General features: G+C 42.5%; 23 protein-coding genes. 16 read left to right on the top strand and 7 right to left on the bottom strand.

Annotated elements, in window-relative coordinates; genetic code table 11:
• Positions 1-79 precede the first annotated feature (79 nt).
• The 11 genes from ccoN to ttcA all read left to right on the top strand — a co-directional run bounded on the left by ccoN (position 80) and on the right by ttcA (position 10,134).
• Positions 80-1,507: a cytochrome-c oxidase, cbb3-type subunit I gene (ccoN, locus tag B5D54_RS13480; RefSeq protein WP_078927067.1), complete on the top strand. Its 1,428-nt coding sequence runs from the start codon at positions 80-82 to the stop codon at positions 1,505-1,507.
• Positions 1,508-1,520: 13 nt separating this feature from the next.
• Complete coding sequence (ccoO, locus tag B5D54_RS13475) at positions 1,521-2,141, top strand: cytochrome-c oxidase, cbb3-type subunit II (protein ID WP_078927066.1); 621 nt, start codon at positions 1,521-1,523, stop codon at positions 2,139-2,141.
• Between the two features lie 11 nt (positions 2,142-2,152).
• Complete coding sequence (locus B5D54_RS13470) at positions 2,153-2,329, top strand: cbb3-type cytochrome oxidase subunit 3 (protein WP_078927065.1); 177 nt, start codon at positions 2,153-2,155, stop codon at positions 2,327-2,329.
• The gene (gene ccoP, locus B5D54_RS13465) at positions 2,326-3,309 is read left to right on the top strand and encodes a cytochrome-c oxidase, cbb3-type subunit III (RefSeq protein WP_078927064.1); all 984 of its coding nucleotides are present in this window, start codon (positions 2,326-2,328) and stop codon (positions 3,307-3,309) included. Before B5D54_RS13470 ends, ccoP begins: the two co-directional genes overlap by 4 nt.
• A gap of 68 nt (positions 3,310-3,377) precedes the next feature.
• Positions 3,378-3,857, top strand: coding sequence for a FixH family protein (locus B5D54_RS13460; protein ID WP_078927063.1), 480 nt, complete (start codon positions 3,378-3,380; stop codon positions 3,855-3,857).
• A gap of 4 nt (positions 3,858-3,861) precedes the next feature.
• A complete protein-coding gene (locus B5D54_RS13455) occupies positions 3,862-6,246 on the top strand; it encodes a heavy metal translocating P-type ATPase (RefSeq protein ID WP_078927062.1) in 2,385 nt (794 codons plus the stop codon).
• Positions 6,239-6,448 (top strand): cbb3-type cytochrome oxidase assembly protein CcoS, encoded by a 210-nt coding sequence (ccoS, locus tag B5D54_RS13450; RefSeq protein WP_078927061.1) that lies wholly within the window; start codon positions 6,239-6,241, stop codon positions 6,446-6,448. The genes B5D54_RS13455 and ccoS overlap by 8 nt, the downstream gene beginning before the upstream one ends.
• The gene (locus B5D54_RS13445; protein ID WP_078927090.1) at positions 6,448-7,128 is read left to right on the top strand and encodes a sulfite exporter TauE/SafE family protein; all 681 of its coding nucleotides are present in this window, start codon (positions 6,448-6,450) and stop codon (positions 7,126-7,128) included. The genes ccoS and B5D54_RS13445 overlap by 1 nt, the downstream gene beginning before the upstream one ends.
• A gap of 87 nt (positions 7,129-7,215) precedes the next feature.
• The gene (gene fnr, locus B5D54_RS13440) at positions 7,216-7,968 is read left to right on the top strand and encodes a fumarate/nitrate reduction transcriptional regulator Fnr (RefSeq protein WP_078927060.1); all 753 of its coding nucleotides are present in this window, start codon (positions 7,216-7,218) and stop codon (positions 7,966-7,968) included.
• A gap of 145 nt (positions 7,969-8,113) precedes the next feature.
• Positions 8,114-9,061 carry a universal stress protein UspE gene (gene uspE, locus B5D54_RS13435; RefSeq protein WP_078927059.1) on the top strand — a complete coding sequence of 316 codons (948 nt, stop codon included), beginning with the start codon at positions 8,114-8,116 and terminating at the stop codon, positions 9,059-9,061.
• A gap of 140 nt (positions 9,062-9,201) precedes the next feature.
• Positions 9,202-10,134 carry a tRNA 2-thiocytidine(32) synthetase TtcA gene (gene ttcA / locus B5D54_RS13430; RefSeq protein ID WP_078927058.1) on the top strand — a complete coding sequence of 311 codons (933 nt, stop codon included), beginning with the start codon at positions 9,202-9,204 and terminating at the stop codon, positions 10,132-10,134.
• Between the two features lie 59 nt (positions 10,135-10,193).
• Here the strand turns inward: ttcA and B5D54_RS13425 are convergent, their stop codons facing one another.
• Genes B5D54_RS13425 through B5D54_RS13415 form a run of 3 tightly spaced genes read right to left on the bottom strand, consistent with a single transcriptional unit; the run spans position 10,194 to position 12,439 of the window.
• A complete protein-coding gene (locus tag B5D54_RS13425; protein WP_078927057.1) occupies positions 10,194-10,853 on the bottom strand; it encodes a DUF2987 domain-containing protein in 660 nt (219 codons plus the stop codon).
• A 4-nt stretch (positions 10,854-10,857) separates the two neighbouring features.
• The gene (locus B5D54_RS13420; protein WP_078927056.1) at positions 10,858-11,643 is read right to left on the bottom strand and encodes a glucosaminidase domain-containing protein; all 786 of its coding nucleotides are present in this window, start codon (positions 11,641-11,643) and stop codon (positions 10,858-10,860) included.
• Positions 11,636-12,439, bottom strand: coding sequence for a DUF2189 domain-containing protein (locus B5D54_RS13415; RefSeq protein ID WP_078927055.1), 804 nt, complete (start codon positions 12,437-12,439; stop codon positions 11,636-11,638). Before B5D54_RS13415 ends, B5D54_RS13420 begins: the two co-directional genes overlap by 8 nt.
• A gap of 466 nt (positions 12,440-12,905) precedes the next feature.
• Between B5D54_RS13415 and potA the strand changes: the two genes are divergently transcribed.
• The 5 genes from potA to B5D54_RS13390 all read left to right on the top strand — a co-directional run bounded on the left by potA (position 12,906) and on the right by B5D54_RS13390 (position 17,944).
• Complete coding sequence (gene potA, locus B5D54_RS13410; protein WP_078927054.1) at positions 12,906-14,039, top strand: spermidine/putrescine ABC transporter ATP-binding protein PotA; 1,134 nt, start codon at positions 12,906-12,908, stop codon at positions 14,037-14,039.
• Positions 14,020-14,880, top strand: a complete 861-nt coding sequence (gene potB / locus B5D54_RS13405) for a spermidine/putrescine ABC transporter permease PotB (protein ID WP_078927053.1) — start codon at positions 14,020-14,022, stop codon at positions 14,878-14,880. The genes potA and potB overlap by 20 nt, the downstream gene beginning before the upstream one ends.
• Positions 14,880-15,650, top strand: a complete 771-nt coding sequence (potC, locus tag B5D54_RS13400) for a spermidine/putrescine ABC transporter permease PotC (protein WP_078927052.1) — start codon at positions 14,880-14,882, stop codon at positions 15,648-15,650. Before potB ends, potC begins: the two co-directional genes overlap by 1 nt.
• A 98-nt stretch (positions 15,651-15,748) precedes the next feature.
• Positions 15,749-16,780, top strand: coding sequence for an extracellular solute-binding protein (locus B5D54_RS13395; protein WP_078927051.1), 1,032 nt, complete (start codon positions 15,749-15,751; stop codon positions 16,778-16,780).
• A gap of 126 nt (positions 16,781-16,906) precedes the next feature.
• Entirely contained in the window at positions 16,907-17,944 is a 1,038-nt protein-coding gene (locus B5D54_RS13390; protein WP_078927050.1) for an extracellular solute-binding protein, read from the top strand.
• Between the two features lie 145 nt (positions 17,945-18,089).
• Here B5D54_RS13390 and cobB read toward each other — a convergent pair whose 3' ends face one another.
• The 4 genes from cobB to fdh3B all read right to left on the bottom strand — a co-directional run bounded on the left by cobB (position 18,090) and on the right by fdh3B (position 21,079).
• On the bottom strand, positions 18,090-18,824 hold the full coding sequence (cobB, locus tag B5D54_RS13385; protein ID WP_078927049.1) for a Sir2 family NAD+-dependent deacetylase: 735 nt from the start codon (positions 18,822-18,824) through the stop codon (positions 18,090-18,092).
• A gap of 193 nt (positions 18,825-19,017) precedes the next feature.
• Complete coding sequence (locus B5D54_RS13380; RefSeq protein WP_078927048.1) at positions 19,018-19,440, bottom strand: hypothetical protein; 423 nt, start codon at positions 19,438-19,440, stop codon at positions 19,018-19,020.
• Complete coding sequence (locus B5D54_RS13375) at positions 19,424-20,464, bottom strand: formate dehydrogenase subunit gamma (RefSeq protein WP_078927047.1); 1,041 nt, start codon at positions 20,462-20,464, stop codon at positions 19,424-19,426. Before B5D54_RS13375 ends, B5D54_RS13380 begins: the two co-directional genes overlap by 17 nt.
• 6 nt (positions 20,465-20,470) lie before the next feature.
• Positions 20,471-21,079, bottom strand: coding sequence for a formate dehydrogenase FDH3 subunit beta (gene fdh3B, locus B5D54_RS13370; RefSeq protein WP_078927046.1), 609 nt, complete (start codon positions 21,077-21,079; stop codon positions 20,471-20,473).
• Positions 21,080-21,087 lie beyond the last annotated feature (8 nt).

Below are 21,087 nucleotides of genomic sequence, written 5' to 3'. Positions count from 1 at the left end.
TTGTTGTGGACTTGGTGGCATTACGACATGAGTCGTGTTGGAAGTAAAGTGTAGTTAATTATAAATTGGAAGCATGCAAATGAGCCAAGAACAGCAGCTTGAACAAAACTACAACTATACAGTCGTTCGTCAATTTACCCTAGTCACCATTTTATGGGGTATTGTCGGTATGGCTGTGGGTGTTTTGATAGCCGCTCAATTAGTGTGGCCACAGCTCAACTTTGATACGCCGTGGTTGACGTACAGCCGGTTACGTCCTCTGCATACGAATGCGGTAATTTTCGCGTTTGGTACTAGTGCCCTATTCGCCACCTCTTATTATGTGGTGCAACGCACCTGTCAAACTCGTCTTTTTGGTGGTCCACTTGCGGCCTTTACCTTTTGGGGATGGCAGGCAGTTATTGTTGCAGCCGCTATCTCCTTACCTTTAGGGTATACCACCAGTAAGGAATATGCTGAATTAGAGTGGCCTATCGATATCTTGATCGCTATCGTCTGGGTCGCTTATGCGGTGGTCTTTTTTGGAACGATCGTTAAGCGTAAGACATCACATATTTATGTCGCAAACTGGTTCTTTGGTGCTTTCATTATCACCGTGGCTGTTCTACACATAGTAAATAGTATGGCCATTCCTGTATCCATGATGAAGTCATACAGCATTTATTCAGGAGCGGTTGATGCCATGGTACAGTGGTGGTATGGGCATAATGCGGTTGGATTTTTATTAACCGCCGGTTTTCTAGGAATGATGTACTATTTTGTCCCTAAGCAAGCTGAGCGTCCTGTCTATTCTTACCGTTTATCCATTGTACACTTCTGGGCTTTGATTTCTTTATACATTTGGGCTGGTCCTCACCATCTCCATTATACTGCGCTGCCGGACTGGACTCAGTCACTGGGAATGGTGATGTCATTGGTGCTTTTTGCTCCCTCTTGGGGAGGAATGATCAATGGTATTATGACGTTATCCGGAGCTTGGCATAAATTACGCTATGATCCTATTTTGCGCTTTTTAATTGTTTCACTTTCATTCTATGGAATGTCAACTTTTGAAGGGCCAATGATGTCAATTAAAACGGTCAATGCGCTTTCCCACTACACTGATTGGACAGTAGGACATGTTCATTCTGGCGCATTGGGATGGGTTGCTATGGTGTCGATTGGTTCGGTCTACCACCTTATTCCTCGCCTGTTTGGGCAAGACCGTATGTATTCCGTCGGTTTGGTCAATATGCACTTCTGGTTAGCGACGATTGGAACCGTGCTCTATATCGTAGCAATGTGGATCTCTGGGGTCATGCAAGGTTTGATGTGGCGAGCGGTTAACTCAGATGGCACACTTACCTATAGCTTTGTTGAATCGGTTCAGGCCTCTTACCCTTTCTATACCGTTCGTTTTATCGGTGGTTTTATTTTCTTATTAGGTATGTTTGTTATGGCTTATAACACCTATAAAACCATTGCCGCTCCAAAAGATAGCTTAAAAGCTATTCCTCAGCCGGTATAAGGAGATTGAGAGAATGAGTCACAACTCTAAAAACCGCCATGAAATTGTTGAACGCAATGTAGGCTTGCTGGCTATTTTAATTGTATTTGCTATCAGTTTGGGCGCTTTGGTTGAAATTACCCCTCTCATATTTCAACAACAAACCAACGAACCTGTTGATAATTTAAGGCCGTATACCGCATTAGAAATGGAAGGTCGTGATATCTATATTCGTGAAGGATGTCATGTGTGCCATAGTCAAATGATTCGCCCTTTTCGATCTGAAACAGAGCGTTATGGTCACTATTCGGTAGCTGGTGAAGGGGTTTGGGAACATCCCTTTCTCTGGGGTTCAAAACGAACAGGGCCAGATCTTGCTCGTGTTGGAGGGCGTTACTCTGATGAGTGGCACCGTATTCACTTAATTAATCCTCGTGAATTAGTACCTGAATCCAATATGCCTGCTTATCCATGGTTGGCGGTTAATATCCTAGATGGTGCTTATACTCCGAAGAAACTGACACTCTTTAGAGACCGTTTTGGGGTTCCTTATACTGATGAACAAATCGCTAATGCTCAACAAGAGGTCCAAGGTAAAACCGAGATGGAAGCCATCATCGCTTATCTTCAATCTCTTGGGCATGCAATGAAATAGAGGAAATCGTTATGGATATCGGTACGATTCACAGTATTTGGACCATAGTGCTGTTTGTGTCTTTCATCGGCGTGGTTTGGTGGGCTTATGGAAAAAAACGCAAAGCTCGTTTTGAAGAAGCCGCTAACCTTATTTTTGCTGATGAAGAGTCATCTTCCTCGACTAAACAAGGAGAGACCAAGCAATGACCACATTTTGGAGTCTTTGGATAATTGTCATTACTGTAGGGACACTGCTTGGCTGTGCTGCTCTGCTCATTTGGTGTTTAAAAGACAAAATGGGCATAGAAGAAGGCAAGGATATGGGCCATGAGTATGATGGCATCCGAGAAATCAATAACCCACTGCCTAAGTGGTGGACATATTTATTTATTGGAACGTTTGTTTTTGCTGCCATTTACTTAGCACTGTATCCCGGTTTAGGTAATTTCAAAGGGTTACTTGGATGGCAAAGTTCAGATCAAACCGTTCGCTCTTTGAGTGAGTCCCAAGCATCTATCGCTAAAGCACAAGAAAATCGTGTGTTGGTACAATATGCTAAGGAATTGGATGATGCTCAAAGACATTTTGGTAAAGCCTTTCAACGTCTAGCTTATCAAGAGGGTAAAAATGAATTACGTTCTTTACCAGACATTGCAAATGATCCTGATGCCTTAAATGTCGGACAGCGGTTATTTTTACAGAACTGTTCACAATGTCATGGTTCCGATGCGCGAGGCCAAAAAGGATTCCCTAACCTCACCGATAATGCTTGGCTATATGGTGGAGAACCTGAAGCAATCATTACAACGATTCGCCACGGTAGAATTGGTGAGATGCCTGGCTGGAAAGAGGCATTAGGTGAGCAAGGCGTTAAGGAAGTCGTTAGTTACACACTGAGCCTGTCTGGACGCTCTGTCAATGCTCGTGAAGCTGAAGCAGGAAAAACTCGCTTTGTTGTCTGTGCCGCATGTCATGGCACTGATGGTAAAGGTAACCCTGCTGTAGGTGCTCCAGATTTAACCGATCAAAACTGGTTATTTGGTGGCTCTCGAGCTGAGGTGACTGAAACCGTCATGTATGGTCGTTCCGGCGTTATGCCCGCATGGCTCGATATTTTAGGTGAAGATAAAGTTCAATTGGTTTCAGCCTATGTTTGGAGCCTGAGTAATTCAGACGCGATGAAGTAACTCCTCTATTCAGCCCCTTCTCGGGGCTGATTCTTTCTAATATTCTTCATGTAGTAGAGAGGCTATCTATGCAGCAGCCCTGGTATAAACAATTCTGGCCTTGGTTTCTCATCATTCTTCCGGCATCTGTTGTTGTCTGGACTTTAATTGTTGTGTTTATTTTTTATCAAAATTCGGTTGATATGGTCACTGAAGATTACTATAAAAAAGGGAAAGGTATTAATATCGATCTCTCTAAAGTCAATATCGCCAAGCAATATGAATTATATGCAGAGATCCGCTCTGATGGTAATGATGTACTCATACAGCTAGATAAAGGCAAGTTAACCCATTATCCTGCGATACACGCCATGTTTGCCCACCGAACCCTTCCTGATAGAGATTTCACCCAATTGATCACGGCTGATTTTCAAGGTCGCTACCGTGTCAAGTTAGATGAAACACTTTCTGGGCCGTGGTTTCTAGAGCTATCCCCTCATGATAATGAATGGTTAATTCAAGGCCGAGTGGATTTCCCTGTTGTTTCTGAAACTCAATTAATGAATTAAACCCATGAATAAAGCGTGTTATCACTGTGGTGAAGATGTCCCAGACGATACCCAATTTATAGTAACGATTCTAGGTGAACCTCGGGAGATGTGTTGTCCCGGGTGTCAGGCTATTGCACAAACCATTTTAGAAAGTGGGCTCTCTTCCTATTATCAATATCGGCAAACAACCGCAGAAAAGTTGGACCTCGTCCCTGATGCGGTCAAAAACTTAGTACATTATGATGATGAACGCATTCAAGATGAGTTTGTCTTTAAACATAACCAATACCATGAAGTCACCTTAAGCCTTGAAGGTGTTTCTTGTGCCGCCTGTGCTTGGCTAATTGAAAAACATATGCTTAAGCAATCGGGTATTGCGGAAGTCAGTGTTAATACGCTTACCCACCGAGCTCGGTTAATTTGGGATCCCACAAAAACTAAATTGAGCTCACTGATCACCCAACTCCAAAGTTTAGGCTATAAAGCCTCACCTTTTGAGCAAGATGCTCAAGAGCAAGCATATCATCGCGCGACTCGACAATATTTATATCGTATTGGTGTTGCGGGAATCGCATCTATGCAAGTGATGATGGTTGCCGTCGCTCTTTATCTAGAGGTGTTTTCTGATTTAGATGAAGCTTTTAAACATTATTTTCGAATCGTTAGCCTCTTCTTTGCGACCCCAGTGATGCTTTATTCGGCATGGCCGTTCTATGAAAATGCCTGGAGGAGTGTGAAAGCGCGGGCGCCTAGCATGGATATTCCCGTTTCAATTGCAATGATCATGGCATATGTCGCAAGTATTGTGGCTACCGTTAATCAATCGGGCGAAGTATTCTATGAAGCGGTCACCATGTTCGCTTTCTTCTTATTACTTGGACGATATTTTGAGATGAAAGCTCGACGTGAAGCTTCCGCTCATAGTGCCAATCTTCTCAAACTTGTTCCCACTTTTGCCGCTTTATCTGATGGAACCCAAGTTCCTGTAAGAGAACTCAAGGTTGGGGATAAGCTACGCGTTCTACCAGGAGAAAGTATCCCTGCTGATGGAGAAATTATTTCAGGCCAGATCTATGTGGATGAGTCGATGCTCACAGGCGAATCCGTTCCAGTAGCAAAAGCGAGAGGAGATGTGGTTTTTGCTGGGACTTTAAATGGAGACGAATCCTTTGACATGCAGGTCACCAAAAATAAGGCCGATTCTATGATCTCTCATATTGTGCGAATGCAAGATAACGCTCAAATGAGTAAGCCACGCATTGCTGAAATTGCTGATATTATTTCACGTTATTTTGTGATTGCGACATTAGTCATTGGGGCTGGCACTTGGTTATTTTGGCATTTCTACCGTCCTGAAGATGCCTTTTGGATCATGCTCTCTGTGTTAGTCGCAACCTGCCCATGTGCCCTTGCCTTAGCAACCCCCACCGCGATTACCTGTGCAACCTCTCGCCTCAGTCATTTTGGTATTTTACTTCGTAAAGGGCACGTTTTTGAAACACTTTGCCGTGTTAACCATTTTATTATGGATAAAACGGGTACGCTGACAGAAGGTCGAGTCGAAATATCCCGTACACAAGTTCATGATTTACGTTTTACCCCTCAACAGTGCCAAGCGATGGCAGCGAGCATGGAACAGTATGCCAATCATCCTTTAGCCAAAGCCTTTACTTCATTTTCAGATTCGGAGTATCAAGTCGAACAGGTGGAAAATGTGATAGGCAGTGGTCTTCAAGGAATATATCAAGGATTGCCAATTCGTTTAGGTTCAGCAACATTTGCTTTATCTGCATTAGACTTCGCCAATCAAAAGCAAGAACCCGACTGTCTCTACCTCAGTTATGATGGGCAGTTGATTGCTTCTTTCTATTATCAAGACCCCATTCGCCGCGACAGTTTAGCGATGGTTAGCGCATTTAAAAAATCAGGGATTCATTTAACCCTCTTATCCGGAGACAACGCACTTAATGCTCAACGAGTAGCGGATGAAATGGGCATTGAAGAGGTTATTGCTAATGTATCACCAGAACAAAAATTACACTATCTACACTCTCTTCCGGATGATAGCATTACATTAATGATCGGAGACGGTATCAATGATGCTCCGACCTTGGCTGGAGCCCATCTCTCCGTAGCGATGGGAGGAGGAACGGATGTAGCAAAAGCCTCTTCCGATATGGTTTTGTTGAATGATAAACTCAGTAATGTGCTTAAAGCTCGAGAACTTGCTTTTAAAACTCGAAAAATCATCAAAGAAAACTTATGGCTTTCCTTATTCTACAACCTACTCATTCTACCTCTAGCCATAATGGGTTATGTCCCCCCCTATATCGCTTCTTTGGGAATGTCCGTCAGCTCGGTAGTGGTGATAGCTAACTCGATGAGGTTATTGAAGTTTCATGGATAGTTTTTTTCTATTGGTTCCGGCAGCCATTTTATTTACCGCACTTGCCTGTGCGATCTTCATCTGGGCAGTCAAACATGATCAGTTTGAAGATCTTGAACGTCAAGGACACAATATTTTGTTTGATGATGAAGCTCAAAAGCAAGAAGAAACCGCTCATTCACAAGAAGGAAAAACGCCAGAACAGACGGAAAATCAGCAATGATCACGCCTGATTTTCTCGGAGCATTCGTGATTGGCCTTCTGGGAACGGGACACTGTGTGGCAATGTGCGGTGGATTAAGTTCATTATTAACCATAGGTTACCCCTCCTCTACCTCTGTATTGCCCACACTGATTCTCTATAATCTTGGCCGTATTACGAGCTATATGGTATTTGGTGCACTGATTGGTGGGGTAACGGCTTCCATTTCTCAGTTAGCGAGCATCAACGAATCTCTAATTTGGTTGCGTTTACTGGCTGCTGTTTTCATGATCATGTTAGGCCTGTACATTGGCCGTTGGTGGTTTGGATTATTAAAGCTAGAAATCTTAGGGCAAAAACTGTGGCAGTACCTTTCACCATTAGGTCGTCAGTTTTTACCACTAAAGTACCGTTGGCAAGCTCTCCCATTTGGATTTATTTGGGGATGGTTACCTTGTGGGCTTGTTTATTCCATACTGACTTGGGCCGCGGTTTCCGGTAGTGCCCTTTCCGGAGCCTTTATTATGGGCGCATTTGGCATTGGGACATTCCCGGCTATGTTGCTCATGGGAACCAGCATGGCAAAATTAAAACAGTTCCAGCAATCCCTTCTTTTTCGCCAGCTAGCTGCAATCTCGATTATATTATATGGCTTTTATACCGCTTATGGGGCGGTAGAAATATTGCGTTCTCTCTCTTAATCGAAAAGTGAGCGTTGCTTTTAGACTATCCTTTAGAGTTAATGGATGTTAGAATCTTGATGTATATCAATTTAGTGAAAGGTTGCTATGATTTCTGATAAGCCTGCTGCAAAGCGTATTCAATCTGGTGGTTGTGCTATTCACTGCCAAGACTGTAGCATTAGTCAGCTTTGTATTCCGTTTACCTTAAACGAGTCAGAGTTAGATCAGCTTGACCAAATTATTGAGCGTAAGAAGCCAATTCAAAAAGGGCAAGAGTTGTTTAAAGCCGGCGATGTTCTTCGCTCACTTTATGCGATACGTTCAGGAACCATTAAAAGCTACACCATTACCGAACAAGGTGATGAGCAAATTACTGCCTTTCATCTTGCGGGAGATCTGGTTGGTTTTGATGCGATTACCGAAGACTCCCATCCTAGTTTTGCTCAAGCGTTAGAAACGTCCATGGTTTGTGAAATCCCTTACGAAATTCTTGATGACTTATCAGGAAAAATGCCAAAGTTACGGCAGCAAATTATGCGTTTGATGAGTAATGAAATTAAAGGTGATCAAGAAATGATTCTCCTGCTTTCTAAAAAGAATGCGGAAGAACGTCTAGCGGCTTTTCTGTATAATTTATCAACTCGCTTTTCTCAACGTGGTTTTAGCCCTCGTGAATTTCGCTTAACGATGACTCGTGGCGATATTGGTAACTACTTAGGTTTAACGGTTGAAACCATCAGCCGTTTATTAGGTCGTTTTCAAAAGTCTGAAATTTTGAGCGTAAAAGGTAAATACATCACTATCTTAGACCATGATGCTCTCATGCAATTAGCGGGTGTATCAAAAGAATCTAAATAACTTCAATGATGTAGCTCTTTAATGAGCTACATCATACTTTTCCCAAAAATCTTCTCTTATTCGCTAAAACTCTTGCTCTAACTGCGCTAAAGTAACTCTAAGGTTGGTGAGTCCTAAAACCGCCTCCACACATAAGGAGTCTGTTATGAGCATCTACAATAAAATATTAGTGGTTGCAGATATTAATCATGATGAGCAACCTGCACTTGCACGAGCAGTTCAGTTAGCAGCCAAAAGTCGCTCACCTAGCCAAATCACTTTCTTCATGTCGATTTATGATTTTTCTTATGATATGACCTCTATGCTTTCGATAGATGAACGTGATGCCATGCGCCGGGGGGTTATCCACCAACGAGAAAAGTGGATGAAGAAAGTGGCCGAAGCCTATGTGGATTCTTCTATCCAATTTTCTGTGAAAGTCGTTTGGCATAACCGCCCTTATGAAGCGATCATTGCTGAAGTCTTCTCTGGCGAACATGACATTCTTATCAAAGGCACCCGCAAACATGATATTTTAGAATCGGTCATTTTTACTCCCACTGACTGGCATTTATTACGTAAATGCCCAACCCCGGTCTTACTGGTTAAGAATGCTGATTGGCCTGAGCAGGCCAATATTCTCGCTTCTGTACATGTGGGGTCAGAAGTTGAAACGCACCTTGAGTTGAACGATATTATGGTTGATCAATTACTCAACTTAACCGCTCGGTTAGATGCCACACCTTATTTAGTGAATGCTTATCCGGTAACGCCAGCCAATATCACCATTGAATTACCTGAATTTGATCCAACGACTTATACCGATGCAGTGCGAGGCCATCATCTCACTGCCATGAAAGCATTACGGCAAAAACATGGATTGAATGAAGAACAGACCATTGTTCAACAAGGATTGCCGGAAGACGTTATTCCTGCAGCCGCGGAAAAACTGAATGCTGCGATGGTAATTTTAGGAACAACCGGGCGAACTGGGCTATCGGCGGTCTTTATTGGTAATACCGCAGAACAAGTCATTGATAAAATTAATTGTGATGTATTAGCACTCAAACCTAAAGGCTATATCAGCCCACTTGATCCCAAAATCGCAAGCTAACCTCTTTTTGTGGTTCATCATTAATAACGCCCCAAGTGCGAACTTTGGGCGTTTTTATTTGAGTGAACTACTAGCATCTCAACCATATATCCGTATCATACGCACTTCATTTTGTTTTGAAGATTAAAGACCGCAAGCTAATGATAGAGCAGACTCAAGCATTAACGAAAGCCCAACACTACAATTTTAATAAATTGCAAAAGCGTATTCGTCGTAATACTGGCCAAGCGATTGCTGACTTTAACATGATTGAAGATGGCGATCGGATCATGGTCTGTTTATCCGGTGGTAAAGACAGCTTTACCATGTTGGATATTTTGATGAGTTTGCAAAAAAGTGCCCCGGTTTCTTTTTCTTTGGTTGCTGTCAATTTAGACCAAAAACAGCCCGGCTTTCCTGAGCATATTCTTCCTGAATATCTTGCAAGTTTAGGGGTGGAATACCAAATTATTGAAGAAGATACCTATTCAATTGTACAAGATAAAATTCCAGAGGGTAAAACCACCTGTTCACTCTGCTCGCGTTTACGCCGAGGCATTTTGTATCGCACAGCAAAAGCATTAGGAGCAACAAAAATTGCGCTCGGACATCACCGAGACGATATCCTTGAAACTCTGTTTTTAAATATGTTTTATGGGGGCAAGATGAAAGGAATGCCGCCGAAATTGGTCTCTGATAATGGTGAGCATGTCGTCATTCGTCCTCTCGCTTATTGCCGAGAAAAAGACATTATTAAGTATGCAGATATGCGCGGCTACCCCATTATTCCTTGTAATTTATGTGGCTCTCAGCCGAACTTACAGCGACAAAACATTAAACAGATGCTTAACGGATGGGACAAACAATTTCCAGGTCGAATTGAAACTATGTTTAGAGCGATGCAAAACGTCGTTCCAAGCCATTTAGCCGACTTTGAACTTTTTGATTTTAAATCAATCAACCGTGATTCTGGTGTCATTAATGGTGGAGATATCGGCTTTGATAAAGAGCCCCTACCTCAGCCAAGTATAGCGGATGAAGATATAGTGACAGAGTTTGATCCAAGCTTAATGCTGGATGTCACTAATCTGTAATCGCTCTCTGAGATGAAAGGCTGCATAGGTTATGCAGCCTTTTTTATGATGAAGGGGGACTACTTTCCTGCGGCTGGTAGAAAAGGGAGTACTCGTTGAGTCGATGCAGGCAAACGTATCCAACCCTCTTTACCTATCTGATCAAGCGTAATTTGAACTTTTCCATCAATAATGGGTAGCCTTTCTCCACTACTCAACGTTACCTGCCCGTGTATGTCCTTCGCAAACTCTAACGTCACACCGGCAACGTGGGGAGTAAACCAACGAGCAAACATGCCACCTAACTCTTGCAATAAACTTTGCATTTGAGGTAAAAGACGTTCAAGCTCTTGGTAATCAACCCGCCCTTCTAATGGCTGTCGAGCCATTACCACAACAGAGAAATCACAACGTTGATCACTGGGCGTATTTACAAAAACCAATGGATTAGCTTGACGTAAATGGTTATCGAGTGGCAGTAATAGCTCATGAGTCTCATTCGAAGACAACAATTCATAATGCGCTTCCTTTTCCATCCATGCCTTTTCAATAGTACAACGCTGTTTACTTTCGGCATTAACAAAAAAGATGCCGACTTTCACATCAGGATACTGTTCTTTCGTGTTGTGTTTTAGCTGAGAAAACAGTTTTGAATAGGTAAACATATACTCTTGTGCTTGCGTAGGGAGCGAAGCTCCCAAAGATAGGCAAGTTAAGAGAAGCGCTATCGGTAACCTCATGTTGTTATTCACTCTGCCAGTAAGATTGGTTATGACGCATCATAGCTTGTAAATCATTAACATAATCTTCACCACGTTCCGAGTATTTCAGTAAACCATGACTCAATGCTAGGGCGGTGTCGACACTAAAAAGATCAGCATCATGCTGACGTAGCTGGAACCGGATTTCTCTAAGATCGTGATACGCCGCATTCCGGTTTACATTCATAAAATAGCGATGGATAGATTCTTGTACCGATGTGAACTTTGCCACTTCATGGCTCATCCCTTCGCTACGAGCTAAAGGAATGAGACCACAACCTTGAGAGTAACACCATTGCCCAAAATAATTATTCGCATCTCGAGCAAAACGTGAGGTTCCCCAAGCTGATTCATTGGCAGCTTGAGTTAACACCAGCGCTTCTGGTAATACATCGACTCGGTGTAGCATAGCGTTAAACCATGCTTCTGCTTGTTCTTCTTCCCACTCAACACCATACATTTCCTCTAGTTGAATGATTTGGCTTTGAGCATGAGCAGACAATCTCCCTTTGAACCATGCTTCTTGTAAAAGAGTAAGTTGTTCTCTTTCCTTTAAAATTCGAGCATTTTCAAACTCAATACCTGGTTTTAGATAAGAAAAGAAAGCGTGTTTTTTTTCTGATATGTCAGTCATCATACGAAAGTCTGGTGCTGTCGATACCGCCTGCCCCTTTAAACCCATATCGAAATCATCAGATTTTTGATAAAAATAAATACTCATACATGCAATGAAAACGGCAGCAAGAGCAATAAGAATAACTTTACGCATTGAACACCTGTGAATTTGAATCATTATCGTCTTTATTGTCGGGTCTGTGAGTGGCAATAATTTTTAAACGAATACCAAACATATTTCGGTAAATGATTCCTTTAACATGAAAAAAGAACGGCAACACAAAAATAAGCCCGATGCCATAAAATAAGACAGCAGCCACAAACATCAACATGAGCAAAGCATAGATCCCGGCCAATGGGAGTAGCTTTTTATTAACGGCTCGCAATGAAATCCATAACGATTGAATGGGAGGAACACGTTTTTCACAGATAAGAAGAATCGCGCTACTGAATGCTAACGAAAAATACATAGACAACAATGGAAAGATCATTCCAGCAATGCCTTGTAATAATAAACTGAGCAAAGTTGCCATTATGACAGGAATAGTAAATTGTAACCCTTTCGTTATTTGGCTAGTTTTGGTTTTTAGCCCTGCCGCATGGCTCATCGCCATCAAACTCACTCCCGCGTAAATTGGAGCGCTCACCACTTCGTAACTAAAATTAGCGATAAGAATGCCCTGTACCACCTCTTGAGGAAATGTATCCGCTTGTGTTAATGCAGTGAGAATCATGGAAGGATCGCCAATCATCAACTTTAGTGCAATAAAGAAAATAACAACCTGAATGATGATCAGCATGACAATAGCGGGCGAGAAAGAGAGAAAATGCTTTAATGTACAATCCCAAGCTTCCCTAAGCACCTCCCCCATTTTTAGTTGATATTGCCCCGAAAGGGCTTGATCAACCGTTCCGCCTAAGTTGAAGTCTTTTTCTAAATTATTACTCATAGTTTGCCCTAGGTTGGCTGGTCAAAACACGAACATACCAAAATGAAAAATATTTGGTCATTATACTGAAATACGGCGCAGTCTAAAATCTCAATCCCAAACTCTGCTTGCTTTATGTTTTACACGGTCAATAATTAACCGATTGAAAGCGTTGGATCTAAGCAAAACGACGATGTTAAAGATTATTGGCATTTCTATGCAAAAATTTTTCTGTTTCAAGAGGTGAAAATACTTTGATTTCAGAGTTTATGGTAATTATGATGCGCCCTTTAATAGAGCATAACCAAATTTCTTATTGATGGCTGAATATTCATTCTATGAATGGTCATTATCGACTTATTTGGTTGTATCACTACAATATATTTTATATCACACTCCGATGCGCGGCTTCCTGACCTTCTACTGTGATTACATCCATGATGCATTCAACAGGATAAGGAGTAGGATAAGCGTATAACGACTACAAGTGGGAGAAAAACAGACGTTGAACAAACAACACTCGGTAGGAAAGCCAGTTATTCGTCTATCTGGCATTAGCAAAAGCTTTGATGGAAAAGAGATTATCTCTCACCTGAATTTAGATGTAAATCACGGTGAATTCTTAACCATTCTTGGCCCATCAGGGTGTGGTAAAACCACCGTATTACGAATGATCGCGGGTTTTGAAACCGTCGATAAAGGTCAGATCCTACTTGATAATCAAGATGTTACTCAAGTACCTGCCGAACAGAGGTATGTGAATACGGTTTTCCAAAGTTATGCTTTATTTCCTCATATGACGGTGTTCGAAAATGTGGCATTTGGTTTGCGTATGCAGAAAGTACCTAAAGCTGATATCGAACCTCGAGTGATGGAAGCACTGCGTATGGTGCGTTTGGAACAAATGGCGCAACGTAAGCCCCATCAGTTATCTGGTGGTCAGCAGCAACGCATTGCGATTGCTCGTGCTGTAGTGAATAAACCCAAAGTTCTACTGCTTGATGAATCCTTATCTGCCCTTGACTACAAACTACGCAAGCAGATGCAAATTGAACTTAAGCAGTTACAACGTCAATTAGGTATTACTTTTATTTTCGTTACTCACGATCAAGAAGAAGCCTTATCCATGTCAGATCGTATTATTGTGATGCGTGACGGGGTGATTGAACAAGATGGTTCTCCACGTGAAATTTATGAAGAACCTAAGAATCTCTTTGTGGCTCGTTTTATTGGTGAAATCAACGTATTCAATGCAGAAGTGCAAGAACGCATTGATGACAAGCGGATACAAGTCGATATCGATAGTGTTCCGGCAGTTGTTTATTACGATCAAGCGGTAGAAAAAGGCGAAAAGCTGCAAGTCCTTCTTCGCCCAGAAGATCTCCGTATCGAAGAAATTAAAGAGTCAGAGACCCGAGGCATTGTCGGCCACGTTACCGACCGCACCTATAAAGGGATGACACTTGAGTCCATTGTTGAGCTCGATTCGGGTATGCGGGTATTGGTGAGTGAATTCTTCAACGAAGATGATCCAGACGTAGACCACTCTATCGGCCAAAAAGTCGCTATTACTTGGGTTGAAAGTTGGGAGGTAGTCCTCAATGATAAGCAACAAGATTAATCTGCAAAATTCGATTATTGCTTTAATTGTTGGTTGGCTAGCTCTCTTTGTTCTTGTCCCTAACCTAATGATTATTGCGACGAGTTTTCTCACTCGTGATGAGTCGAATTTGATCGACTTTACTTTCACGTTTGACAACTATTTACGCTTGATGGATCCCTTGTATGCCAAAGTCATGTTGCACTCGTTTTATATGGCGATTGTAGCAACACTGATTTGCTTAGTTGTTGGTTACCCTTTTGCTTATATCGTAGCGAAAATGCCAGAAAAATGGCGACCCATCATGTTATTTTTGATCATAGTACCGTTTTGGACAAACTCACTGATCCGTACTTACGGGTTAAAAGTTGTGCTAGGAACACAGGGAATTTTAAATAAGTTTCTACTGGGTGTGGGTATCATTGATGCACCATTACGTATTATGTACACAGAAGCGGCGGTCATGATTGGTCTTGTTTATATCTTACTACCATTTATGATTTTGCCTCTCTATTCTGCTATCGAAAAACTCGATAATACCTATATTGAAGCGGCACGAGATCTCGGTGCGAATAAGTTACAAACACTGATTCGGGTTGTTCTCCCCTTGACGATGCCTGGAATTATTGGCGGTTGCTTACTGGTTCTCCTTCCTGCATTGGGAATGTTCTACATTTCCGATCTGCTTGGTGGAGCGAAAAACTTGTTGATCGGTAACGTCATTAAGAGCCAAGTGCTGAATGCTCGGGATTGGCCATTTGGGGCTGCAACCAGTATTGCCCTGACGATAGCGATGGCCATTATGCTGTACGCTTACTATCGCGCTGGAAAATTATTAAATAGAAAAGTGGAGCTAGACTAATGGGAAGAACAGTTAGATTTAGCTTTATGAGTTTGGTATATCTCTTTTTATACCTTCCAATCATAGTGCTGATCGTCAACTCTTTTAACGACAACCGATTCGGAATTCGTTGGGGTGGCTTTACCACCAAGTGGTATCACGCTTTAGTTAATAACGATAGCCTGATGCAGGCGGCATGGCATTCTATTAATATCGCGGTTTTTTCAGCGACGGCGGCCACGATCATTGGCAGTTTAACCGCTGTTGCTCTATTTCGTTACCAGTTTAAAGGTAAAAAAATGGTCAATGGCATGCTGTTTGTGGTCATGATGTCGCCGGATATCGTTATGGCTATCTCCCTATTAGCCCTCTTTTTAGTGTTAGGAGCACAACTTGGCTTTTTCACGCTTTTAATCGCTCACATTACGTTTTGTTTACCGTTTGTTGTTATTACGGTTTACAGCCGTCTTAACGGCTTCGATGTAAAAATGTTAGAAGCCGCCAAAGATTTAGGGGCAAGTGAGTGGGTGATTTTGAAAAAAATCATTCTTCCTTTAGCAAAACCGGCCGTAGCCGCAGGTTGGCTATTGAGCTTTACCCTATCTTTAGATGATGTGATCATTAGTTCCTTTGTGACTGGCCCTACCTATGAAATCCTGCCATTGAAGATTTACTCTATGGTTCGGGTTGGCATTTCACCTGAAGTGAATGCGCTTGCTACTGTGATGTTAGTAGTTTCTTTATTACTTGTTATCACATCACAGTTGTTAGCAAGGGAAAAAGTGAAGTAATATTTAAGACGATATAACACGGAACAGAATGGCGCTGGTCATTCTGTTTTTCTATACAACGCCCCTTATGGGCAACGTTTGGTTTGGAGCTAACGTCAATGAAAAAATGGGCTACTTTATTAGCTGGTAGTGCATGTGCGCTCTCTCTGTTATCGAATACAGCTGTCGCGCAGGATAAAGAATTGGTATTTATGAACTGGGGGCCATACATTAATAGTGGCATTCTGGAACAGTTTACTAAGGAAACCGGTATTAAAGTTATCTATTCCACTTATGAGTCAAATGAAACTTTATATGCCAAGCTAAAAACCCATAACCAAGGCTATGATCTTGTTGTGCCTTCTACCTATTTTGTGTCAAAAATGCGCGATGAAGGAATGCTACAGAAGATCGATAAATCAAAGTTAAGCAACTTTGCTAACTTAGATGCTAACTATCTCAATAAGCCTTACGATCCAAACAACGATTACTCAATTCCTCATGTCGTGGCGATTACTGGTCTTGCGGTCAATACCGACATGTATGATCCCAACGACTTTCAAAGTTGGGGCGACTTGTGGAAGCCGGAATTAGCCAGCCAACTGATGTTGATGGATGATACTCGTGAAGTTTTCCATATTGCGCTACGCAAACTGGGGTACTCTGGTAACACAACGGATGATAAACAGATTGATGAAGCTTATGCAGAATTGCGTAACCTTATGAAAAATGTCCTGCTTTTCAATTCTGACAACCCAGCGGCTCCTTATCTTTCTGGAGAAGTTGGCCTTGGAATGCTATGGAATGGTTCAGCGGCTGCGGCTCAAAAAGAAGGATTACCCATTAAACTGGTATTCCCGAAAGAAGGCGGCATTGGTTGGGTTGACAACTTTGCTATCACCTCTGGTGCAAAGAATGTCGAAGCGGCTCATAAAATGATCGACTTTTTATTACGCCCTGAGATAGCAGAGCAGATCTCACGAGATACGGGATACCTCACCGGGGTTGCCCAATCCAATGCTAAATTTAAAGACATTGAACCCCTCTTCCCTTCACAAGAAGATTTGGATCGTGTTGAATGGCAAGCCGCCGTTGGAGATAAAACCGTGAAGTATGAAGACTACTTCATGAAGCTAAAAGCGGGCCAATAAGCTAAACGTTATTGATAAATAGGCAGCATAAGCTGCCTATTTTTTTGTGATCTGCTATACTTCGCCGCTGATTAGCTTAACCTTTTGCCTAATTTAGGCTCTTGCTACAAAGAATACGGAACTGTAATGAAGAAAAGTAAACTGTATGCTGGCGCTTTATGCGCAGCTGCGCTATTCACCTCCTCAGTAATGGCTAGCGACACTGAACTCTATTTCTACAACTGGTCTGAATATATTCCTAGTGAAGTTCTGGAGAACTTTAGCAAAGAGACAGGAATCAAAGTCATTTATTCGACCTATGAATCGAATGAGAGCATGTATGCGAAATTAAAAACACAAGGTACAGGCTATGACTTAGTGGTCCCTTCTACCTACTTTGTTTCTAAAATGCGCAAAGAAGAAATGTTACGTCATATCGACAAATCTAAACTGAGTCACTTTGCCGATTTAGACTCTAACTTTTTAAATAAGCCCTTTGACCCTGATAATAACTACTCCATTCCCTATATTTGGGGGGCAACCGGTATCGGTATTAATACCGACATGTTAGACAAACGCTCGATTAAAAACTGGGCGGACCTATGGGATACTAAATGGGAAGGCCAACTGATGTTAATGGATGACTCTCGTGAAGTTTTCCACATGGCACTCAGTAAATTGGGGTATTCACCTAACACAACCGATCCACAAGAGATCGAAGCGGCTTACCGTGAATTAACCAAGTTGATGCCCAACGTATTGGTATTTAACTCAGATTTTCCTGCTAACCCATTCTTAGCTGGAGAAGTCTCTTTAGGAATGCTGTGGAACGGCTCCGCTTATATGGCACGCCAGGAAGGTGCATCTATTGATATCATTTGGCCTGAAAAAGGCGCTATTTTCTGGATGGATAGCCTCGCCATTCCTGCGGGTGCAAAAAACGTTGAAGCCGCCCATAAAATGATCGATTTCTTATTGCGCCCAGAAAATGCAGCAAAAATTGCGTTAGAAATTGGCTATCCAACACCCGTAAAAACCGCTCATAAGCTCTTACCCGAAGACTTTGCTAACGATCCCAGTATCTTCCCACCTCAGTCGGTCATGGATAGTGGTGAATGGCAAGACGAAGTCGGTGAAGCCAGTGTTCTTTACGACGAATACTTCCAACGCCTAAAAGTAAAATAAATAATAGGCCTTGGAAGAAAATAAAAAAACAGCGATATCACATCGCTGTTTTTTTATTACTGAATACGTCATTTCCACCATGTAAAAGCAACCTATCAGTAATCAACCCATTCCTAACAAGTTATCAAAAATGACGTCGGTAAACTTAAGCAAGTTTAGGTTCAGTTTGTAAGGCTAATAATTCCTGCACTAAGCGAGGGACTTCTACACTGGCTTTGCCATAACGTTTTTCTGCAAATTCGCTTTCGACAGCACTGGGTTCAAGGTTAATTTCTATGGTATGTGCACCATGCATTTTAGCGTCATGCACAAATCCAGCAGCAGGGTAAACAACCCCTGAAGTACCAATAGAAATAAAGAGATCGGCTTGCTCTAATGCGCTATAGATTTCGCCCATACGCAGTGGCATTTCACCGAACCAAACAATGTGTGGGCGTAACTGGTGCGGAATTTGGCAGCAGTGACACAGATCCCCAGTGTTCAAATCGTCTTTTTGTTCTATCACTTGGTTAGAGATGCTACAGCGTGCTTTTAAGAGTTCACCATGCATGTGGATGACATTGTGGCTTCCTCCTCGTTCATGAAGGTTATCAATATTCTGCGTAATGATGGTGACTTGACCATGAAGTTTCTGTGCGAGCTCTCCCAAGGCAAAGTGAGCCGCATTGGGTTGTATGGTCTCAGACTGTAACTTTCGACGGCGTTGATTATAAAACGCTTGTACAAGTTCAGGATCTCGCTCAAACCCTTCTGGTGTAGCGACTTCCTCAATTCGATGGTTTTCCCATAAACCATCTTGAGCTCGGAACGTTTGGATACCTGATTCGGCAGAAATTCCCGCTCCCGTTAGTACCACAATATTTTGATAGGGAAAATTCATACCATCTTCCTTCTTCTGTCTATGATATTAGAACCAGCTTAGCATTGATAAACACCGGCCCCTAGTTTTCAGGGGTAGACAATGGTCGAACATTTGTCTATTCACCTCACGTTTATGAGTGAAAACACCCAGATATACTGGGTGTTTCAAAGAGGTCATTACCGGAATCTATGCCATTTTTTTCACTGATTGACTATAGGTTTGGCCCCTTTGACGGCTGATGGGGAATATTGGCTTGAAGCTGTTTCATGCCTTGTATCATCCGAAAAATCCACAGAGTGATAGCCCCGACGGCCATCAATGCCCCGAGATAAGGAATTCCATGACCTATCGCAGCAAGCCAAGCATTACTAAACCAATAACGATTCACGCCCATGATCACCCCATTGGCGGTCGCCACAGTGACAATCAACACCACAAAGAAGGTGAGGAAAAGAAAAAAGCTTCGAATTAACCCATAATAATGGGAATTGGCGACCTCTCCATCTTGGTCTTTATCAAGTCGATATCCGGCATAGATAATGGCAATGACACCCGATAATAAACAAGTGAGCGGAGTTAATAAGCTGGCGATGTAAACGAACCAGACCGACTTATTCTTATTGGCGAGTAACATCACTCTCCCCTCCCTTCTGGTTAGCGGGTTCGATATTTCCTTGTGCTTTCATCTCTTCATACCATAGATCGTGATGTTCTTTCGCCCACGTTTCATCGACTTTTCCAGTCACCATCCCTTCAAGCGCCCCTTCCATACCAAATAGCCCTATATAGATGTGGAAAATAAACCCACAAATCAGAATCAGTGCAGAAAACATATGGATTAGGTTAGAGAGCTCCATGTCTCGTCGAGTTTGGCCAAAAATAGGGAAATCAAGGATAAGCCCACTGATCGCGGCAAACGTTCCAAAGACAATTAATAACCAGTAGATGGCCTTTTCTCCGCCATTCGAAAAGCCCGCAGAAGGATGGGTTCCTTTATATTTTCCAACCATTCCCCCCAATTTAAGAAACCACTGAATATCCACCTTATTCAACAACGATTTTCGCCACCATTTCAGTAATACAAATACCAATAAAATAAAGAATAAAGGTCCAACATAATTGTGGTATTGCTTGGCGGCATAAATCACCATTGCCCACCAATCCGTTGGCATATAGGGTTTGAGGAAATGTTTACCATAAACCAGCATCAAGCCACTGAATGCTAATGTGAGGAAAGTAAAAGCCATACTCCAATGCAAAGCTCGATCTAAGCGAGACCAACGGGTTAGTTTTCTCCCTGTTCTTGGTTTACTGAGCATTAATGGCCCTAATAGCCAATAGGCCATCACTACCATAGCGATACTACCAAAAATGGCGATCGCTCCGGCTGGTGACATCCATTTCTCTTTTAGAATAAACCAAGTTTCTCCCGGTGTACTGATCAATATGCCATGTTCAGGAGAAGTAGAAGTGGTATATCCTTCTTGCCCTTGTCGAACTTGCCGCCAGTAATCAGCGCCCGCTAACTGAGTCATCTCTCTTTGCGCAACATCAGAGGACGCTTCTTTATGGGCCAGTGCGGAGAAAGAAAATAAGCCCAATAAGGCCACCAGCAGGGGGAGCATTCTATATTTAGCGCGCAATATCCCGTATCGCATAACTCATTAGCTCCTTGTTGCATCAAAGGCGAGATCTTCACCATTTGTCCAACCTGCCTCTTTTGCCCCACGCTCAACAACACGCTGACGGAAAATATCTGAGACTTTCTGTGCATCACCAGCCAGTAACGCTTTGGTTGAACATAACGAGGCGCACATCGGTAATTTCCCTTCCGCGATACGATTCGCACCATATTTACGGCGTTCTTCTTCTGAGCCGGGTTCAGTTTCTGGCCCTCCGGCACAAAAAGTACATTTATCCATTTTTCCGCGTTCACCAAATGCCGCTTGTTTAGGAAATTGCGGAGCCCCGAATGGGCAGGCAAAGAGGCAGTAACCGCAGCCAATACAGAGATCTTTGTTATGCAGTACGATGCCATCTTCCGTATGTACGAAGCAATCGGCAGGACAAACCGCCATGCAAGGCGCATCCGTACAATGCATACAAGCCACAGAAATGGAGTTTTCACCCGGTTCGCCATCATTGAGTGTGACAACGCGGCGGCGTTGAATCCCCCACTCTAACGCATCGTCATTTTCGTTTTTACAAGCCGTGACACACCCATTACACTCAATACAGCGCTTGGTATCACAAAGGAATTTCATTCTAGCCATTTGTTCGC

The sequence above is a fragment of the Vibrio cincinnatiensis DSM 19608 genome (genome assembly GCF_900167345.1).
Lineage (GTDB): Bacteria > Pseudomonadota > Gammaproteobacteria > Enterobacterales > Vibrionaceae > Vibrio > Vibrio cincinnatiensis.
Note: the sequence above shows the minus strand (reverse complement) of the source record. Positions and strands in the feature narration are given on the sequence as shown.

What these genes read in the sequence shown, in the direction of transcription:
- ccoO (WP_078927066.1), top strand. Translation starts at nt 1,521, where the DNA reads ATGAGTCACAACTCTAAAAACCGCCATGAAATTGTTGAACGCAATGTA.
- B5D54_RS13380 (WP_078927048.1), bottom strand. Translation starts at nt 19,440, where the DNA reads ATGTTACTCGCCAATAAGAATAAGTCGGTCTGGTTCGTTTACATCGCC.
- fnr (WP_078927060.1), top strand. Translation starts at nt 7,216, where the DNA reads ATGATTTCTGATAAGCCTGCTGCAAAGCGTATTCAATCTGGTGGTTGT.
- B5D54_RS13470 (WP_078927065.1), top strand. Translation starts at nt 2,153, where the DNA reads ATGGATATCGGTACGATTCACAGTATTTGGACCATAGTGCTGTTTGTG.
- ttcA (WP_078927058.1), top strand. Translation starts at nt 9,202, where the DNA reads ATGATAGAGCAGACTCAAGCATTAACGAAAGCCCAACACTACAATTTT.
- potB (WP_078927053.1), top strand. Translation starts at nt 14,020, where the DNA reads ATGATAAGCAACAAGATTAATCTGCAAAATTCGATTATTGCTTTAATT.
- B5D54_RS13395 (WP_078927051.1), top strand. Translation starts at nt 15,749, where the DNA reads ATGAAAAAATGGGCTACTTTATTAGCTGGTAGTGCATGTGCGCTCTCT.
- potC (WP_078927052.1), top strand. Translation starts at nt 14,880, where the DNA reads ATGGGAAGAACAGTTAGATTTAGCTTTATGAGTTTGGTATATCTCTTT.
- ccoP (WP_078927064.1), top strand. Translation starts at nt 2,326, where the DNA reads ATGACCACATTTTGGAGTCTTTGGATAATTGTCATTACTGTAGGGACA.
- B5D54_RS13390 (WP_078927050.1), top strand. Translation starts at nt 16,907, where the DNA reads ATGAAGAAAAGTAAACTGTATGCTGGCGCTTTATGCGCAGCTGCGCTA.
- B5D54_RS13375 (WP_078927047.1), bottom strand. Translation starts at nt 20,464, where the DNA reads ATGCGATACGGGATATTGCGCGCTAAATATAGAATGCTCCCCCTGCTG.
- B5D54_RS13460 (WP_078927063.1), top strand. Translation starts at nt 3,378, where the DNA reads ATGCAGCAGCCCTGGTATAAACAATTCTGGCCTTGGTTTCTCATCATT.
- cobB (WP_078927049.1), bottom strand. Translation starts at nt 18,824, where the DNA reads ATGAATTTTCCCTATCAAAATATTGTGGTACTAACGGGAGCGGGAATT.
- uspE (WP_078927059.1), top strand. Translation starts at nt 8,114, where the DNA reads ATGAGCATCTACAATAAAATATTAGTGGTTGCAGATATTAATCATGAT.
- ccoN (WP_078927067.1), top strand. Translation starts at nt 80, where the DNA reads ATGAGCCAAGAACAGCAGCTTGAACAAAACTACAACTATACAGTCGTT.
- B5D54_RS13455 (WP_078927062.1), top strand. Translation starts at nt 3,862, where the DNA reads ATGAATAAAGCGTGTTATCACTGTGGTGAAGATGTCCCAGACGATACC.
- ccoS (WP_078927061.1), top strand. Translation starts at nt 6,239, where the DNA reads ATGGATAGTTTTTTTCTATTGGTTCCGGCAGCCATTTTATTTACCGCA.
- B5D54_RS13415 (WP_078927055.1), bottom strand. Translation starts at nt 12,439, where the DNA reads ATGAGTAATAATTTAGAAAAAGACTTCAACTTAGGCGGAACGGTTGAT.
- fdh3B (WP_078927046.1), bottom strand. Translation starts at nt 21,079, where the DNA reads ATGGCTAGAATGAAATTCCTTTGTGATACCAAGCGCTGTATTGAGTGT.
- B5D54_RS13425 (WP_078927057.1), bottom strand. Translation starts at nt 10,853, where the DNA reads ATGAGGTTACCGATAGCGCTTCTCTTAACTTGCCTATCTTTGGGAGCT.
- B5D54_RS13420 (WP_078927056.1), bottom strand. Translation starts at nt 11,643, where the DNA reads ATGCGTAAAGTTATTCTTATTGCTCTTGCTGCCGTTTTCATTGCATGT.